Genomic DNA, 16,385 nt, shown 5'->3' on the forward strand with positions numbered 1-16,385 from the left:
GTCACGGCCTCCCCATGGGCGCGGCGGCCACCGCCGCGCGGCCGCGCAGCCGGTCGATATCGGCCCGCACCTGCTGCACCTCGAGCAAGGCGGCATTGAGCTGCTCGCGGGCATCGGACAGGGCGCGCTGGGCGTCGAGCACCTCGAGCAGCGAGAACTTGCCCGCCGCATAGCCCTCCCGTGCCGCGCCGGCGGCCTCCCCGGCCGCGGGCAGGACGATGCGCCGGAGCGCATCCGCGGCGTGCCAGGCTTGGCCCAGGCGCCGCTCGGCATCGGCCAGGGCCGCGTCGAGATAGAGCCGCCCGCGCTCGGCCTCCGCCTCGGCCCGGCTCAGCTCGGCATCCGCGCGCAGGATGTTGCCCTGGTTCCGGTCGAAGACCGGCAGCGGCAGGCTGAGCCCGAGCACGAAGGCAGTGTCGCCCCCCGCCTCGCGGAAGCGGCGCAGCCCGGCGCCGATGGCAACATCCGGGATGGCGTTCCGCCGCTGCAGCTCCAGCTCGGCGCGGCGCTGCTCGATGAGCGCGTCCAGCCGGGCGCGGTCGAGCTGCCCCGGCGGCAGGGCCACCGCGCGGGCGGGATCGGGGCGCGGGCCGAGCTCGTCGAACCAGCTCGCCCGGCCCGGCATGACCTCGATCCCGGGCATGGCCAGCAGCACCGAGAGGGCGCGCAAGGCCACCGCCGCCTCCCGCTGCGCGCGGTCGAGACCCAGCAGGGCGGTCTCGCGCGCCACCTCGGCGCGCCGCTGCTGCGGGAAGGCTTCCCGTCCGGCCTCGACCCTGGCCCGCGTGGCGCGCAGCACCTCCTCGGCCAGCCGCCCCCGCTCCCGGGCGATCTCCACCGCCCGGCCGCTCGCCACCGCCGCGGCCAGGGCGCGGACCACCTCGCGCGCGAGATCGAGCCGCACCGCCTCGACATCGAGGCCGGTCAGCCCCACCGCCCGGTTCGCCGCCTCGATGCGGGCCTGCCGCTTGCCGCCGGTCTCGATGCGCTGGGACAGGCTGTAGGTGGTCTCGAGCGTGGAGAGGCCGCCATAGCGGCCGCTGCCGCCAATATTCTCGGCGTTGAGGGAAAGGTCCGGATTCGGCCGCAGCCCTGCGGTGACGCGGTCGCCCTGCGCCGCCCGGCGGCCCGCCTCGGCGCTGCGCAGGATGGGCGCGCGCGCCATGGCGAGCTCCACCGCCTGCGCCGGGGAGGTTACGACAAGCCGGCTGCCGGTCTCCGGCGCGGGGCCGGGCATTGCCGGGGCCGCCTGGCGGCGTGCCGGCTGCTCCGCCGCCGCGGGAGGCAGCAGGGTCGTGACGAGGATCGCCGCGCCCGGCAGGGCGAGCGACAGCAGGAACTGGAATCGAGGAGGCATGACACCCAGGGCTGACGACAGGCAGGCGAGCCGCCTTCCCCGGTCTTCGGGGCAGGCGGCCAGGACGACTGCGGTTCGATCAGGCCCGGGGCGGGCGGGCGGGCGGCTCGGCCTCGAAGGAGGCGTAGGCAGGCGCCGCGACGGCCGCTTGGCGCATGGCGAGGAGGGCGCCGGGCCGGATGGGCGGCGGCGGCGTCAGGCGGTCCGCCAGCTGGCAGGCGCAGTGGGAGCCCGCATGGAGGATGCCGTGCGGGCGCGCAGGCGTGCCCGGGCTGTCATCCTGGCCGAGCGCGGCCGGGGCCGAAGCCGCCACCGTGGCGGGCACGCCGGCGCAGCCGGGCTCGGTGCAGGGCGGGACGAGCAGGGAGGCGATCAGGACGGCGGCGGCGATCAGGCGGGCGATCGCCGCCCACCCCCTCGCCTGCTGCGCCGCCTTGCGCATGACCAGCCTGGCTCGGCCTCGCCGCACGCCCCTCTCCTTCTTCGCCCGCAACCCGTCCCGCCGCGGCTGCGGCCGGCGACGAGCGTCGTCATGCCGGGAGATATAGACCCTACAGCGACTGGAGGTTCAAGCGAGAGGCTCGCCGGACGCCGCATGGGCGGCCGAGAGGCAATGCCCATGGTTGTGGTCGGCGAGGGTCTCAAGGATGTGGCACTCGGCGGCCATGCCATCGCGGCATCCGGCTTCCACGAGGCGTGCCAGCTCGTCCCGCAGGACGGCCAGCCGCCGGAGCTTGGCCTCGACCTCGCCAAGCCGGGCGACAGCCAGGGCATGGGCGTCGCCGCAGGGGCGTTCGGGCTTGGCAGCCAGGTTGAGGAGTTGCCGGATCGCATCGAGGCCGAAGCCGAACTCCCGGGCGTGGCGGATGAAGGCCAGGCGTTCCCGGTGCGCGCGGCCATACAGGCGATGGCCGCCCCTGGTCCTGGCCGGGCTCGGCAGCAGGCCGACCTGCTCGTACCAGCGAATGGTCTGGACCTTGCAATCTGCCTCGCGGGCGAGGGCCCCGATGGGGATCAGCGGACCGTCACCGCCGGCGGCGGCGGTCCTGCGGGATGGCAACGCGTGCATGGATGCGGAGCATGGCGCCGGGCGCGGCGCAGCGCCATGGCTTTGGCCCTGCGCCGTGCCTGCGGCCCCGGTGTCAGGCGAGCCGGTACACCGCCTCCGCATTGCCACGGAAGATCGCCCGTCGCTCGGCCTCGCTGAGCCGGCACGGGAAGGCGTAGCGCGGGTCGTCGAAATCCCAGTGCGGGTAGTCGGAGGCGTAGAGAACCCGGTCCCAGCCGATCCAGGACAGGATGCGCCGGAGATCCTCCGGCTTCTCCGGCTCCTCCATCGGTTGGGTCGAGACCCAGAGGTTGCGCTTCATATAGGCCGAGGGCGGCTCCCGCAGCTGCGGCACCTCGCTGCGCAGCTTCCGCCAATGGGCGTCCAGCCGCCAGGCGAGGCTGGGCAGCCAGGCGAAACCGCCCTCGATCATGATGACCTTCAGCGTCGGGAACCGCTCGAAGACGCCCTCCAGCACCATGCTGGTCGCCTGGCACTGCATCGAATGGATCAGGCCGTGATGGTCCTCGATGTAGTAGGAGGGCCAGCCGGCCGCCGTCGGGGCATGTCCCGCCTCCCCGCCGATATGCATGCCGATCGGCAGGCCGTAATGCGCCGCCGCCTCGAAGATCGGCCAGTAGCGCTGCCGCCCGATCGGCTCCGTGCTGCGGGAGGTGAGCTGGATCTGCGCGAAGGACCGATCCCGCACCCGCTTCTCGATCTCCGCGACCGACGCCTTCGGATCCTCGAAGGGCACGAGGATGGAGGCGCGCAGCCGGGACTCCTGCGTGGTGAAGGCCGCCAGCTGCCAATCGTTGATGGCGGAGCAGAGGGCGACCGAGAGCTCCAGGTTGCGCACCAGGTTGCTCGGCATCAGCGGTTCGAGGATACCGATCTCGATGTCGAAGAGATCGAGCAGCTGCGCCCGCATGAGCGCGAGGTCCGAGCCCGGCGGGCCGCCGCCCGGCGGCCAGGCGTCGCGTCGCGCGGTGTTGGGGGCCAGCCGCGGATAGGCGATGCGGTTGGCATAGGGCGCGCGGCCGAGCTTGCCGTATTCGGCGATGTGCCGCCGCCATCGCTCCGACAGGAAGGGATGCAGATCGGCGTCCGAGCGCAAGGACGGGTGTATATCGCTGTCGATGATGCGCAGCTTCGCGTCCTGCGTCGCTGTCCGTTCGAGGACGTCGCTCATCAGGGGGCCTCCTGCAGGCGGGGATAGGTGGCCAGCGGGTTGTCCCGCATGGCCTTCCGAAGCACGGCGGGCGGGATGCCGGCGGGCGCCGCCTCCATCCCCTCGAACTGCCAGTGCGGGTAGTCGGTGGCAAACAGCAGCATGTCGTCCGAGCCGATCTGCTCGATCACCTGCGCCACGGCCTCGGGATCGGAGGGCGCATCGAAGGGCTGCATGGTCAGCCGCACCTGGTCGCGGATGATCTCGGGCGGCGGGCGGTCCACCCAGGGCACTTCCGGCCGGACGCCCCGCCAGGTCTTCAGGTGGCGCCAGAGGAAGCTCGGCAGCCAGGTCACGCCGGATTCGAGCAGCACCACCTTCAAGGCCGGGAAGCGCCCGAAAGTGCCCTCCGTCACCAGGCTGAGCAGCTGATCCTCGAAGACCTGCGACGCCGCGACATAGTCGTGCAGATGGTGCGAGGGCCAGCCATTCGAGGTCGGCGCGTACCGATAGGCCAGCCCGGCATGCAGCCCGACCGGAAGCCCGAGCCGCACCGCCGCCTCCCAGATCGGCCAGTAGTAGCGCTTGCCGTAGAGCAGCTCGGCCGCCGCCGGCAGCAATACCTGCACGAAGCGCCTGTCGGGCGCCAGGCGCTCGATCTCCTCCACCGCCAGGTCCGGCGCCTGGGCGGGCACGATGATGGAGGCGCGCAGACGGTGGTCCCGCGCCAGCCATTCGGCGGCGATCCAGTCGTTCATGGCGCGGCAGATCGCGGCGCCCATGGCGTCGCTGACCGCGACCGCGCCGCCATAGAGCGGATTGCAGATGGCGTAACGCAGGCCGAAGGCGTCCAGCGCCTGGCGCCGCAACTGGTCGAAGCTGGTGCCCGCCTTGCCCTGGGGCACCCGCCAGTCCTCCCGGCAGACCAGCGGGGAGCGCGGTGGGTAGCTCGCCAGGTCGAAGTCGTCGGCGGCGCGGCGGACGAAGTGGTCGCGCCAATGCTCGTCCATATAGGGCAGCAGCGTCCTGATCCCCTGCACGCCCGGATGGATGTCGCAATCCACCGCGCCGGGAGGCATCGCGGTCATCGCCCAATCCCCGCCCGCCGCAAGCCACGCCGCCAGTCGGATGCCACCTCGTCCAGCGCGTCCTTCGCGCTCCTCTGTCCCAGCAGCGCGGCGGAGATGCCGGTGCGCAGCGCGATGTCCAGCGTGTCCCAGGCGGGATGCGCGGGGGTTGGGATGCCGGTCTCGATGGCCTGCGCCGCGACCGGGGTCCAGCCGAGCTTCGCTGTCAGGTCGGCATCGCGCAGCACCGAGCCGCGTGGCGGCGCATTGGCCCGCTCGGCCGAGCGCCGCAGCCATTGCTTGCTGCAGGCCATGCGGATGAACTCGGTGGCCCAGTCGGCATTCTTCGTGTAGCGCGGCACCGCCAGGAAATGGCCGTCGATCCAGGTGCGGCTCTGCTCGCGGTCGGTATGGCCGGGGACGATGTCCCAGGCCCAGCAGCCGGCTGTTTTCGAATTGGCTGGGTCGTTGATCAGCGTGCCGTAGGGCGCGAAGGTCTGCGCCATCACGTATCGGTCCCGCTGGCCGCCGCCGATGATCTCGTCATACTCCCAGGTCGTCGCTTCCGGCGGCACGACCTTATGCTTCGCCATCAGATCGGCGTAGAATTGCAGCGCCTCGACTGCCTTGGGTTGGTTGATGAAGACCTCGCCGGTCTTGAAATCGCAGAGCTGGCCGCCGGCGGAGTAGAGCCAGGAGGCGAAGCTGGTGTAGCTGCCGGAGCCTTGCTTGCCCATGATGCCGACGGCGTAGCGCTCGGGCGGCGCGTTCACTGCCAGCGCGACCTTGAGGAATTCCTCGAAGGTGCCGGGCGCGCGGGCGAAGCCGGCCTGCTCCAGCAATGGCTTCTGGTAGTGGAGGATGCCGGTGGTGATGCGGTAGGGGATGCCGCAGAGCTTGCCGTCATAGCTCCCGGCGCGCTTGCTGCCGCCGAGGAAGTCGTCCCAGTCGAAGTCCGGGTCGCGGGCGCGGATCTTCGCCAGCACCTCCTCGTGGTCCAGGACATGCGGCGCCATCCAGCCGGCCATCTGCACGGACCATTGCGCCACGTCCACGGCCGAGGAGCGCGCGCCGAGCTCCGCCTTCAGCCGGGCGCGCCATGGATCGGTTGGCAGCAGGGTGAACTCCACCTTGATGCCCGTCTCCTTCTCGAAGGCCGGCGCCACCTCCTCCACCAGCGCGCGTTTCCAGCCGCCCTGGTTGTCGCCGATATAGACCAGCTTCTCCGGCTTCCCCTGGGCGCGCAAGGCCGGCGCCGGCAGGGCGGAGAGCGCCCCGGCCGCCAGCCCGGCTTCCAATACGCGCCTGCGACCCGTCGCCATCATGCCCGCCCTCCCGTGTTGTGCCTCATCCCTTGACCGCGCCGGAGGAGAGCCCGGCGACGAGATGCTTCTGCGCCATGAAGGAGAAGACGATCACCGTCAGGATGACGAGCACGCCGGAGGCCGTCATCGGCCCCCAATCCACGCCGGAATCGCCGCCGGTGAAGCCGGCCATCAGCACCGGCAGGGTCTGGGTGTCATTGTTCGTCAGCACCGCGGCGAAGAGGAAGTCGTTCCAGGCCAATTGCAGGCAGAGGATGGCGGAGGCCACCATGCCCGGCCTGGCCAGCGGCAGGACCACGCGCTGGAAGGCCTGGCGGCGCGTCGCGCCGTCGATCCAGGCGCATTCCTCCACCTCGGAGGGCAGGTCGTCGAAGAAGCCGCGCATCACCCAGACCACCAGGGGCAGGCTGAAAGTCGTGTAGGCCAGCACGACGCTGAGATGCGTCGTCGTCAGCCCGATATCGCTGAGGATGACATACATCGGGACCAGCACGGCCACGGGCGGCAGCATGCGCATGACGAGCAGGGAGAAGAACAGGAAGCTGCCGCCGCGGAAGGGGAAGCGGGCGAAGGCGTAGGCGGCGGGAACCCCGACGCAGAGCGAGAGCAGGACGGCGCTGCCCGAGACGATCAGCGTGTTCAGGAAGGCCTTCAGGAAATCCTTGCGGAACAGGACGTCGGCATAATGCTCGAAGGTCGGCCACCACAGCCAGACCGGCGTCTCGGCGAAGGTCTGCGCCCGGGTCTTGAGCGAGAGGCCGAGGATCCAGAGCAGCGGGAAGAGGAAGAAGGCGGTGAGCGCGGCGAGCGCCAGATAGACCAGCATGGCGCGGATCTGCCGGGCGCGGCGGGAGCCGGTGACGGCGGCCATCAGCGGGGCTCCCGGCGCCGCAGCACGGCGATGAAGAGCAGGCACATCACCAGGGACATCAGCAGCATGAGCCAGGCCGCGGCGGCGCCGAGCCCGAAGTCGAAGCGGACGAAGCTGGTCAGGTAGGTGAACATGGACAGCAGCATGGTGGCGTTGGCGGGGCCGCCGCCGGTCATGGCATAGACATTGTCGAAGGCGCGGAACTCGAAGATCGTCCGCAGCAGCAGCGCCACCAGCAGGAAGGGCTGCAGCAGGGGCGCGGTGACGTGGCGGAACACCTGCCATCGGCTGGCGCCGTCGATCTCGGCCGCCTCATGCGGCTCCTGCGGCAGGGAGCGCAGCCCGGCGAGCAGGATCAGTGCGACATAGGGCGTGCTGTGCCAGACATTGACCAGCCAGACCGCGACCAGCGCCGTCTCCGGCACTCCCAGCCAAACGATATGCGTGCCGAGCCAGTGGTTCACCACGCCATGATTCGGATCGAGCAGCAGCTTCCAGCACAGCGCGCCGACGATGGGCGTGACCATCATCGGCAAGACGAGCGCGGTCCGGAAGGCCCGGATGCCCGGCAGGTCGAGGTTGAGCAGCAGCGCGATGCCGAGGCCCAGCAGCATCTGTGCCGCGACCGTGGCGAGGGTGAAGCCGAGCGTCACGCCGAGGCTGGCGGTGAAGACGCGGTCGGACAGCAGATCCTCGAAATTGGCCAGGCCCACATAGGCGCCGTCGAACATGCTCTGCTGCGGCGACCAGCCTGTCAGGCTGAGCCAGAGCGAGAAGAGCAGCGGCAGGCCGAAGACGGCCAGCATCACCAGGAAGGTCGGCGCCACCGCGAGCGGCAGGAAAAATCGGTCGAGGGATGCGGTCCGCAGGCCGTTCGGCATCGGCCTCCCGGTCAGCTCGGCGAAAGGCCGTGCCGCGGCCTCGCTGATCTCGCTCATGCCTCCTCCCGTCCGGCGCTCTCCTTATTCGGCGCCGTTGCGACTGCTTGCAGCGCTGGGTGTCAAACCTCGACGACGACGTAGTCTTCTTCGACCATGACGGAGAGCGTCTCCGCGACATAGGGGCCCTTCACCACGGTACTGCCCTGCGCGACCTCCACCGGGTACTGCCGTGTGCGGATGCGGGCCGGATCGCACCAGGACTGGCCGGTGCGGATGTCGAATTCCCAGCCATGCCAGGGGCAGCGAATGATCTCGCCGGGACGCTCCAGCCGATAACGGCCGGGCCCGTCGGCGGTGACGAGGCCCGTCACCTCGCCCTCGCACAAGCCGGCCCCCTGGTGCGGGCAGCGGTTCACGAGCGCGAAGAACTCGCCATCCAGATTGAACACGGCGATGGGGCGGCCGCGCACGACGGCGAGCCTGCGGCTTCCCGGCGGCAATTCGGACACGGCGGCAACCACATGCTTGCCCATGTGGATCCTCCCCAAGCGCTTCGTTGCTGCCGACCGTAGCGAGACCTGACACATCTCCGCAACACGATCCTGTCATGCCGCCTCGGGAGGGCGGGCCGGGCGATCTCCTCAGGCGGCGATCCGGCCCGGCACCAGCCTGACGCGGCGCGGCGCGGCGATCCAGATCGCCGCGGCGGATACCACGCACAGCGCGGCGGCCAGGGCGAAGGACAGGTCGTAGCGCCCGGTCACGTCGTGGACCGCGCCGGCGACCCAGGGGCCGGCGGCCCCGCCCGCGATCATCGCCACGTTGAGCGTGCCGAAGATGGTGCCGAAATGCGGACCCTCGAAGATCTCCAAAACGATCGGCCCCATCACCGAGGTTAGGGCGTAGCCGAGCAATCCCTGGGAGAGAACCATCATCCAGAGCAATGCCGGCGACGGCGCATGGCCGAGCGCGATCAGCGTGGCGTAGCAGACCGCGAAGCCGAGGCAGCCGATCGACCAAACCCATTCGCGCCCGATATGGTCCGACAGCGCACCGAGGCCGATCTGCCCCGGGATCGCCACGACGGCGACGATGCCCAGGGCCCAGGCCCCGACGGCGGGGCTGAAGCCGATCTCGACAAGGTATTTCGTCTGGTGGACCTGCACGGCGTACCAGGCGAAGAGCGCGCAGGAATAGCCGAGCGCGATCCACCAGAAGCGGCCCGTCCGCAGCGCCTTCGCCAAGGTCCATTCGACCGAGGCCCAGGCGGGATCCATGATGGCGGCGCCACGCCGCGGGCCGCCGGGCTCCGCGGCGCGCGGCGCGCCATCCGGCAGGAGGCCAAGATCCTCCGGCCGGCGCCGGACCAGCAGCGCCAGCGGACCGATGACCACCAGCACGAGCAGGCCCATGGCCCGGCATGCCGCGCGCCAGCCAGCCTGGTCGATGGTCGCCTGGAACCACGGCAGCAACACCACCGCCCCGGCGCCGACGCCCGCGAAGGCGAGGCCGATGGCCATGGCGCGCCGGTGCACGAACCAGTTCGGCAGGTAGAGGGATTGCACGGTGAAGCCCATGAGGTTCGTCCCGGCCCCGACGAGCACGCCGAGCGTCGCATAGAGATGCCAGGGCGCCGCGATCATCGGCGCCAGGAGCAGGCCGGCGGCCATCATGCAGACGCCGATGCCGATGACGAAGCGCGGGCCCTGCCGGTCCACCGCCCGCCCGGCCACGGGACTGAGGACGGCCGAGACGAGGAAGCCGAAGGAGAAGGCGCCGGCCACGATCCCGCGCTCCCAACCGAATTCGTTGAGCAGCGGCGGCAGGAGGAGCGAGAAGGCGGTGCGCGCGCTCACCGCGACGCCCATGGTGACGAAGGCGACGGCGATGACCACCCAGCCGTAGTAGAAAGGCAGGCGCGGCGCGAGGCGACGGGCGAGATCCATGCTGGCCGGCGTCAGCGATCAAGGTCAGCCGTAGCGAGACGCGGCACGGCCGCCCTCGCCAATCGCATCACCGGCATCGCCCGTCTCCTCCCCCGGCCGGCGGCGGCGCATCGATCGGCGATGCGTCCGGTCGCAGGCATCATCCGGCGAAATGCTCGCCGGTGGGACCAGGAGACGTCAATCTCCTTGCAGCCAGCTCACCCTTCGGGCCGTTCCGCTGTCCGGGCTGCCGCGGCGAGGCCGAGCCTTCACTTGACCGGACTGGCCTGCACCTGCTCGGTCTGGGCGCCGCCATCCGGCCGCGGCGGCGCGAGAACCGGCTCCCCGCCCAGCGGCTCGGAGATCATCGGCTCGAACTGGCCCTTGCCGTCGAGCGAGCTGCCTTCCGTCCAACGTCCCATCGGGAAGCGCTTGTCGGTGCGATGCCCGAAATAGGCGTAGGAGAAGCGGCTCGCCTCCTGGCTCTGCGGGAAGCTGTTCGGAATCGGCAGCTGCGCCGTCTCGCCGCCGAGCTCCTCGATGACGGCGAGCCATTGCTGCTGATGCATGGTATCGCGGGCGATGAGGAAGGACAGCATGTCGCGCATGCCCGGATCCTCGGTCATGCCGTAGAGGCGCGTCGCCAGGGCGCGCCCGGTCGCCTCGGCGGCGACATTGGCGTACATATCGGCCGCGATGTTGCCGCTGGCATAGACATGGCTGGCATTGAAGGGCACGCCGTTGCAGTTCTCCGGCGTCGCGGCGAGGCCGGTCGAGAGAATGTGCCGCAGGTTCATCCCGCCCAGCACCGCGCCGGCGACGCCGTCCCTGGCCGCATCCTCCTGCATCGACAGCGGCGCGCCTTCGAGGTTCAGCGCGACGGCGGTCGAGAGCATCTCGATATGGCCGATCTCCTCCGTGCCGGTGTTGATCAGCATGTCGCGGTACTTCGTCGGGCCACGGCTGCCCCAGCCCTGGAAGAGATACTGCATCATGACGCGGATCTCGCCCTCCACGCCGCCGATCGCCTGCTGCAGCGCGCGGGCAAAGATCGGGTTCGGCGTCTCGGCGCGGACGGGATATTGCAACTTGCCGTCGGTATAGAACATGCGGGTTTCCTGAAGGTCGGCTGTCCCGTCAACAGGCCAGGAGGGGCGGCGGTTCAGGCGCGATGCGGCAATGACGCCGCTCGCTCCCCAAAGCGTGCGGCGGGAGGACGGCATCCGTCCCGGCCGGATCGCAGGGCGAAGGATGCAACCGCGTTGCGTCGCCGCCGGGCATGCATCCGTCTGTTCAACCCCGGCCTGTCCGGCCGCTGCCCGCTACCCTTTCTCGTCGCTCACGCGCGTCCATCCCGGCGCCGGGTCGAAGGCGGTGATGCGCGCTACCTCCCCGGCCGTCCCGGCGCCGAATTCGCGCTCGTAGATCGTGCCGGCCTGGTTCATGATGAATGTCGACAGGCCGCTGGTGCCGGGCTGGGCCGGCCAGGCGATGACGGCGAATCCCTCGGTCAGGCGGTCATGCGTGAGGTAGGACTTCGCCCCGCCTTCGGCATTCTGCCCCTGCGCCGACAGGATGCGATAGACATAGCCGCCGGGCGGATCAGGCATCCTCTGGCCGCGCGGCGCCTCCGCGGCGGCGAAGGCATCGTTCAGCAGGCTCGAGGTCGGCCCGGGGACGGGATCGCCATCGCCGACGACCAGCCCGTCGCGCCGTCCTGGCGAGCTGCGAATCCGGGCGGCATAGCACAGGATGCCATCGCCGCTCCGGTCGCTGGTACGGAACCGCTGCTGCGCCGCGGCGAGCGCATGCAAGGCGCGGATCGCATTCGCCTCGTGCACGCCGATCCGCCGCTCGCGCATGGCCTGCATCGTCGCCGCCTGATCGAAGGCCCAACCCCGCGACGATTTCCGCAGCACCGCCGGCAGTTGCGCATGCGCATCCCCGAATTCGGCGACCGCCCGACGGTCTTCGCCATCGAGGTAGCGGATCTCGAACCGTTCCGATGCCAGCTTGGCGCCCGCTGCGCGACGGACCGCCGCCTGCTGCCGCTCGCCAAGGGGAATGTCGTCCAGTACGGCGCGTCCGAGCACCGCTTCCAGCGCGGCCAGCCGAGGTTCCTGGATCGCGCTGACCAGCGCCTGAACGGCGGCTTCCGGCGTCGGGAAATGCCGGATCGCTGCTGCGGCGCGGGGGGCGGTCTCGGCCCCGCCCGGCGAGCTCAAGGCGGATGCGAGGGCGAAGGCCGCCATGATGGTCCTCGCCTTCCGCCACATCCTGGATCGTGCCGCTTCGTCGCCAGCTACCACCCTGTCCTCCCCGCTTACCGACGACGCATGCCGCCGCGACCATGGAAGCCGGCCGTGGGGACGCGCGCCCGGGATGCCGCCATGGCGTCCGACATGCCGCGCGTCGGCCCCCATCCCGAATGGTGGATCGCGCCCTGGAACGCCGGCTCTGGCGCGCCCGGTCGAGGCCGCCGCGCGGCGTTGCCGGTCAACGGATGCTGCCCCGCGATTGCCGCGGCGCGACGCTGCGCGCCCGTCGTCGTGGCTTGCTGTCTCTGCGCTTGCCGTGCAGCCTGTGCCGATTGTCGCTGGGCCTGGCGTTGGCTCGTCGCGGCTTGCTGCTGCTGCCGCTGCGCCGCCTCGAAGGATTGGCGATTGGCTTGCAGGTTGCTCGCCGCGGCGACGCGATTGTTCTGCAGGTTGCTCGCCGCCGCGATGCGGTTCGCCTGAAGCCCGGCTGCGTTGCCGCCCCCATAGGGCATGTAGGGCGGCGGCACGCCGTAGGGGCCGGGATAGCCCCAGCCATCGTTGTCATGGGCGAGTTCCGAGATCAGCAACCCCGCCCCAAGGCCGATCGCGCCACCGGCCAACGCCGCGCCCGCGGGGCTGGGGCCGGTCGCCGGCGGCGGCGGAACCACGACGGCCTGCGGCGGGGCCGCCGGCGCTGAGGCCGATGGCGCCGGCGCGGCAGCGGGCGGCGCACTCGCCGGAGCGCGATGCGGGCCGTCGCTCGACCTGGCTCGATCCGACCCAGCGGGGCGCGCTTCCGTCGCTGGAACAGGCTCCTTCTGGAGCTGGGCCTGCACCCGTGCGTGACGCTCGGTCACGCGACCATAGGCGAGCCAGACATCATTCGGTTGGCTCCCATAGGCTGAGCCGAGCGCCGCGGTCGTCGCCAGGTCTCGCGTCAGATAGTCCAGCGTTTGCGGCGCCCGTTCCGCGAGGATGCGCACCGTCGGCGCCCAGGACTCCTTGACCGCTCCCCGCGACGCTTCCGGCGTCCGGGCCCAGAGCGACGCCTCGATCAGGTCATTCGGATAGCGACCGGCGTCGAGGACGATGCCGAGCGAATCCTGCGGCGCTCCCGCGAAGGGTTCGAGCAGCCGGTCCAGCGCCTCGGCGCTCAGGGCCTGGCTGCCAGCCGCGGACACCGCGCCCGGGCTGCCAACTGGCGCGACGCTGCCTTGCGCCCAGGCCGGCACCGCCGCGGGGATTGCCATGACAAGCATGACCAGCCCCGGCAACAGCCCCTGCCACGGTCGCGGCATGGCCTGCAGCCTTCTGCCTGCGCACCGCATGTCAGGCCGCGCCAGGATCTGCGCCCATGGCGAGGGGAAACGCCATGGCACGGGAGGATCGCATCCGTCTTCTCCTCTCCATCAACGACGCGACCGGGATGCCGCGGGCGCAACCGGGCACGGACAGCGCGCCGTGGCCGACCGAAGGCCGGCCCATCGCCATGTTCGGGCCTGGCGCATGCCCGCTGCACGAAGGCCTGGCATGCCCTGTCGAATGTCGGCGATGGCGTCGTCAGCCGGCGGGATGCGGATCAATCAGTGGGCTCCATCGCCCCGTGTCGCGACAGGAAATCTTCGTGCAGTCGAAGACCGGCAGGCTACAGGCCCGACTGCGGCCGGCGAAATGCGGGCCTCCCCCTAGGATCGTCCGTATTAGACCCTAGGCCGATTTCGTAGCTTACGTCTGGGAAAATTCTACCGAACACGCCCAGGCCGGATCATTTTCCCGGACGTCCTCCGGCACAATCGCAAAAATGAGCCGCATCAGTCGGTTTCGATGGCCCTGCCCTGCTCCGGCCGATGAAGCCGAGCAGGCATTCATCGGGTGCGATGCGCCATCGTCTCAGGGTTTTCCCCGATGGGAGCACCTTCGCAGCACGATTAAGCTGCGACGTGGCAAGGGATCCTGCCGTCGCAACGACGTCGATATGGGGAAGCGCCATGGCCGGTCGGATGACGATGCGGATTGCTCGACCGAGCAGGGCGCGCCACGCCGTCGCCAGCCACCGCCTCTGCGCCGCCCCGGGACGCGGTTCGGAGCGGCATGCCCCATGACGCATCTGGTGCCGCACGGGAGCATCCTGGCTCTCGCCGCGGCGATCTTGGCCGTCGCCGTGACGGGGCATCGCTCGGCGGCGCAGACCTCGGACCCGCCTGGCAGCGACGCGGAACTGGCCCAGAAGCTGCAGAATCCCATCGCTGACCTGATCAGCGTACCCTTCCAGAACAACCTGGATTTCGGTGCCGGCAGCAAGGATGACGGCTTCGGCTACACGCTCAACCTGCAGCCGGTCATTCCCTTTCGCCTGACCGACGATTGGACGCTGATCACCCGCACCATCGTGCCGTTCATCTACCGCGAGCGCTACACGCCGGACCACGAGGCCGGGCTCGGAGACGTCACGCAGAGCTTTTTCTTCTCGCGCCGCACGAGCGTCCCTGGCCTGACCTGGGGCGTCGGGCCGGCCGTGCTCTGGCCGACCGCGACCCGCCCCGCCTTCCAGGCACGGCAATGGGGCATCGGGCCAACCGGCATCCTGGTGCAGACGATCGGGTCCTGGACCTTCGGCGCCCTGGCCAATCACCTCTGGGGCTTCGCCGATTCCGCCAACCGGCAGGGTCGGCCCGACCTCAACCAGACCTTCCTCCAGCCTTTCGTATCGCACAACTTCAAGGGCGGCTTCGCGCTGACCGCGACGCTGGAGGCAACCTACGACTGGAGCGACCGGCAATGGACGCTGCCGCTCGCCATCGGCGGCAGCCAGCTGGTGAAGCTCGGCAAGGTGCCGATGAACCTCGTCGGCCAAGCCCGCTACTGGCTCGACGGCCCGAGCGACGCACCGCAATGGGGCCTGCGCTTCGCGGCCGTCTTCGTTCTCCATTGAAGGCCGACGGCATGCGCAAGCCGATCCTCATCCTGACCGCCCTGGTCCCCCTGACGATGCCGTCGCCGGGACAGGCGCAACCGAGCCAACTCGCATCGGGCTGGACGCTCGATCTCTCGGTCTACAGCTGGGCCACGGCCGTCACCGGCACCACCGGCGCGGGGCCGCTGCAGGTGAAGATCGACAACAGCGCCATCGATACCATCCGCCAGTCGGATTCGCTGCTGTCCTTCATGGCGCGCGGCGAGCTGCGGCGCGGCCGGCTCGGCTTCTTCCTGGATGGCGAGTATTCCGATCTCGGCTATGACGACGTCCGCCTCGGCCCGGCCAGGGTCGATGCGACCAGCGTGATAGGCATGCTCGAATTCGGCGCGGCCTATGAGATGGCCGGCGGCCGCTTCGGCCGGACGCAGGACTTCCCATGGGCGGTCGACCTGCTGGGCGGCGGCAGGTGGATGCACCTGCACAACAAGATCTCGATCGTCCAGGTCTCGACGACGAAGAGCACGACCGACTGGGTAGATCCCTTCGCCGGCGCGCGGCTGCGTGGCCGCCTGGGCGAGAGGTGGGAATACATCCTGCGGGGCGACATAGGCGGCGGCATCGGCGGCAGCCGCTTCGCCTGGCAGGTCGTCTCCACCATCGGCTACCGCTTCACGATGTTCGGGCTCGAGAGCACGGCGCTCCTCGGCTACCGCGCCCTCTCGCAGGACTATGAGAGCGCCAAGCTCGTCTACGACACGACCATGCATGGCCCCGTCATCGGCCTGAACATTCGCTTCTGAAGGGGTGACGCGCATGCCGGAGGAGTGCGGCGGGGATGACGCAGGGCCAGCCAGGGGCCGGGACGGGTGCGGCGCAGCGCGCCATGCGGCCGGTGCCGGGCGGCGGGTTCCTGATGGGGTCGGACCGCCATTACCCCGAGGAACGCCCGGCCCACCGCATGCAGGTGGCTGCCTTCTCGATGGACGCGACCGCGGTGACGAATGCCGCATTCGCCGCCTTCGTCGCGGCGACGGGCTATGTCACGGTGGCCGAACGCCCGATCGACCCGGCGCAGTATCCCGGTGTGCAGCCGGAGCTTCTGGCGCCCGGCAGCCTGGTCTTCCGCAAGACCGACGGGCCCGTGGACACCTCCGATGTCCGGAACTGGTGGAGCTGGGTGCCGGGTGCCTGCTGGCGCTTCCCGGAGGGGCCGGGCAGCGATCTGACTGGCCGTTCCGACCATCCGGTGGTGCAGGTGGCCTATGAGGACGCCCTGGCCTTCGCCGACCCCTCCTGCTGCGGCGCCGAGGCGGTCCTTGCCGCGCGGGAGGCGAGCATGGACCCGCGACAGCCTGCCATCCGCATCCCACGCAAGGTGGTCAAGGGCGGCTCCTTCCTCTGCGCGCCCAGCTATTGCCGCCGCTACCGGCCGGCGGCCCGGCACGCGCAGATGGTCGATTCCGGATCGAGCCATATTGGCTTCCGCTGCATCCGACGCGCCAGGCCCTGACGCCTGCGCGGCTGCATCGGCCGCAGGTGCAGAAGGTCCCAACCGAGGAGACGAG

16 protein-coding genes are annotated in these 16,385 nt (G+C 70.5%); 3 read left to right on the plus strand and 13 right to left on the minus strand.

Going from position 1 to position 16,385, the window contains the following annotated elements:
- Window position 1: 1 nt before the first annotated feature.
- The 13 genes from HJG45_RS01835 to HJG45_RS01895 all read right to left on the minus strand — a co-directional run bounded on the left by HJG45_RS01835 (window position 2) and on the right by HJG45_RS01895 (window position 13,201).
- Window positions 2-1,357, minus strand: coding sequence for a TolC family protein (locus HJG45_RS01835; protein WP_171610358.1), 1,356 nt, complete (start codon window positions 1,355-1,357; stop codon window positions 2-4).
- Window positions 1,358-1,436: 79 nt separating this feature from the next.
- A complete protein-coding gene (locus tag HJG45_RS01840; protein WP_171610359.1) occupies window positions 1,437-1,826 on the minus strand; it encodes a hypothetical protein in 390 nt (129 codons plus the stop codon).
- Between the two features lie 99 nt (window positions 1,827-1,925).
- Entirely contained in the window at window positions 1,926-2,375 is a 450-nt protein-coding gene (locus tag HJG45_RS01845) for a helix-turn-helix domain-containing protein (RefSeq protein WP_171610664.1), read from the minus strand.
- Window positions 2,376-2,499: 124 nt separating this feature from the next.
- Complete coding sequence (locus tag HJG45_RS01850; RefSeq protein WP_171610360.1) at window positions 2,500-3,597, minus strand: amidohydrolase family protein; 1,098 nt, start codon at window positions 3,595-3,597, stop codon at window positions 2,500-2,502.
- Window positions 3,597-4,664: an amidohydrolase family protein gene (locus HJG45_RS01855; protein ID WP_217362792.1), complete on the minus strand. Its 1,068-nt coding sequence runs from the start codon at window positions 4,662-4,664 to the stop codon at window positions 3,597-3,599. Before HJG45_RS01855 ends, HJG45_RS01850 begins: the two co-directional genes overlap by 1 nt.
- Window positions 4,661-5,968, minus strand: a complete 1,308-nt coding sequence (locus tag HJG45_RS01860) for an extracellular solute-binding protein (protein ID WP_171610361.1) — start codon at window positions 5,966-5,968, stop codon at window positions 4,661-4,663. Before HJG45_RS01860 ends, HJG45_RS01855 begins: the two co-directional genes overlap by 4 nt.
- Before the next feature lie 22 nt (window positions 5,969-5,990).
- The gene (locus HJG45_RS01865; protein ID WP_171610362.1) at window positions 5,991-6,839 is read right to left on the minus strand and encodes a carbohydrate ABC transporter permease; all 849 of its coding nucleotides are present in this window, start codon (window positions 6,837-6,839) and stop codon (window positions 5,991-5,993) included.
- Window positions 6,839-7,777: a carbohydrate ABC transporter permease gene (locus tag HJG45_RS01870; protein WP_171610363.1), complete on the minus strand. Its 939-nt coding sequence runs from the start codon at window positions 7,775-7,777 to the stop codon at window positions 6,839-6,841. Before HJG45_RS01870 ends, HJG45_RS01865 begins: the two co-directional genes overlap by 1 nt.
- A 62-nt stretch (window positions 7,778-7,839) precedes the next feature.
- Entirely contained in the window at window positions 7,840-8,253 is a 414-nt protein-coding gene (locus HJG45_RS01875; protein WP_171610364.1) for a Rieske 2Fe-2S domain-containing protein, read from the minus strand.
- A 108-nt stretch (window positions 8,254-8,361) separates the two neighbouring features.
- Window positions 8,362-9,666 (minus strand): MFS transporter, encoded by a 1,305-nt coding sequence (locus HJG45_RS01880; protein WP_171610365.1) that lies wholly within the window; start codon window positions 9,664-9,666, stop codon window positions 8,362-8,364.
- Between the two features lie 248 nt (window positions 9,667-9,914).
- On the minus strand, window positions 9,915-10,754 hold the full coding sequence (locus HJG45_RS01885) for a manganese catalase family protein (RefSeq protein WP_171610366.1): 840 nt from the start codon (window positions 10,752-10,754) through the stop codon (window positions 9,915-9,917).
- Window positions 10,755-10,967: 213 nt separating this feature from the next.
- Window positions 10,968-12,068 carry a DUF2950 family protein gene (locus HJG45_RS01890; RefSeq protein WP_171610367.1) on the minus strand — a complete coding sequence of 367 codons (1,101 nt, stop codon included), beginning with the start codon at window positions 12,066-12,068 and terminating at the stop codon, window positions 10,968-10,970.
- On the minus strand, window positions 11,969-13,201 hold the full coding sequence (locus tag HJG45_RS01895; protein ID WP_171610368.1) for a DUF3300 domain-containing protein: 1,233 nt from the start codon (window positions 13,199-13,201) through the stop codon (window positions 11,969-11,971). Before HJG45_RS01895 ends, HJG45_RS01890 begins: the two co-directional genes overlap by 100 nt.
- Window positions 13,202-14,001: 800 nt before the next feature.
- On the opposite strand from HJG45_RS01895, the gene HJG45_RS01900 reads away from it, so the two are divergent.
- The 3 genes from HJG45_RS01900 to HJG45_RS01910 are packed head-to-tail and all read left to right on the plus strand — an operon-like array spanning window position 14,002 to window position 16,330.
- Entirely contained in the window at window positions 14,002-14,835 is an 834-nt protein-coding gene (locus HJG45_RS01900; RefSeq protein WP_171610369.1) for a hypothetical protein, read from the plus strand.
- An 11-nt stretch (window positions 14,836-14,846) separates the two neighbouring features.
- On the plus strand, window positions 14,847-15,620 hold the full coding sequence (locus tag HJG45_RS01905; RefSeq protein WP_171610370.1) for a hypothetical protein: 774 nt from the start codon (window positions 14,847-14,849) through the stop codon (window positions 15,618-15,620).
- Window positions 15,621-15,655: 35 nt separating this feature from the next.
- Window positions 15,656-16,330 (plus strand): SUMF1/EgtB/PvdO family nonheme iron enzyme, encoded by a 675-nt coding sequence (locus HJG45_RS01910; protein ID WP_217362793.1) that lies wholly within the window; start codon window positions 15,656-15,658, stop codon window positions 16,328-16,330.
- Window positions 16,331-16,385 lie beyond the last annotated feature (55 nt).

The organism is Roseicella sp. DB1501 (genome assembly GCF_013112485.1).
In the GTDB taxonomy this organism is placed as follows: Bacteria; Pseudomonadota; Alphaproteobacteria; order Acetobacterales; family Acetobacteraceae; genus Paracraurococcus.

Coding starts and splice junctions, on each gene's coding strand:
- HJG45_RS01835 (WP_171610358.1), bottom strand. CDS start 1,357: ATGCCTCCTCGATTCCAGTTCCTGCTGTCGCTCGCCCTGCCGGGCGCG.
- HJG45_RS01850 (WP_171610360.1), bottom strand. CDS start 3,597: ATGAGCGACGTCCTCGAACGGACAGCGACGCAGGACGCGAAGCTGCGC.
- HJG45_RS01855 (WP_217362792.1), bottom strand. CDS start 4,664: ATGACCGCGATGCCTCCCGGCGCGGTGGATTGCGACATCCATCCGGGC.
- HJG45_RS01860 (WP_171610361.1), bottom strand. CDS start 5,968: ATGATGGCGACGGGTCGCAGGCGCGTATTGGAAGCCGGGCTGGCGGCC.
- HJG45_RS01865 (WP_171610362.1), bottom strand. CDS start 6,839: ATGGCCGCCGTCACCGGCTCCCGCCGCGCCCGGCAGATCCGCGCCATG.
- HJG45_RS01870 (WP_171610363.1), bottom strand. CDS start 7,777: ATGAGCGAGATCAGCGAGGCCGCGGCACGGCCTTTCGCCGAGCTGACC.
- HJG45_RS01875 (WP_171610364.1), bottom strand. CDS start 8,253: ATGGGCAAGCATGTGGTTGCCGCCGTGTCCGAATTGCCGCCGGGAAGC.
- HJG45_RS01880 (WP_171610365.1), bottom strand. CDS start 9,666: ATGGATCTCGCCCGTCGCCTCGCGCCGCGCCTGCCTTTCTACTACGGC.
- HJG45_RS01885 (WP_171610366.1), bottom strand. CDS start 10,754: ATGTTCTATACCGACGGCAAGTTGCAATATCCCGTCCGCGCCGAGACG.
- HJG45_RS01890 (WP_171610367.1), bottom strand. CDS start 12,068: ATGGGGGCCGACGCGCGGCATGTCGGACGCCATGGCGGCATCCCGGGC.
- HJG45_RS01895 (WP_171610368.1), bottom strand. CDS start 13,201: ATGCCGCGACCGTGGCAGGGGCTGTTGCCGGGGCTGGTCATGCTTGTC.
- HJG45_RS01900 (WP_171610369.1), top strand. CDS start 14,002: ATGACGCATCTGGTGCCGCACGGGAGCATCCTGGCTCTCGCCGCGGCG.
- HJG45_RS01905 (WP_171610370.1), top strand. CDS start 14,847: ATGCGCAAGCCGATCCTCATCCTGACCGCCCTGGTCCCCCTGACGATG.
- HJG45_RS01910 (WP_217362793.1), top strand. CDS start 15,656: ATGACGCAGGGCCAGCCAGGGGCCGGGACGGGTGCGGCGCAGCGCGCC.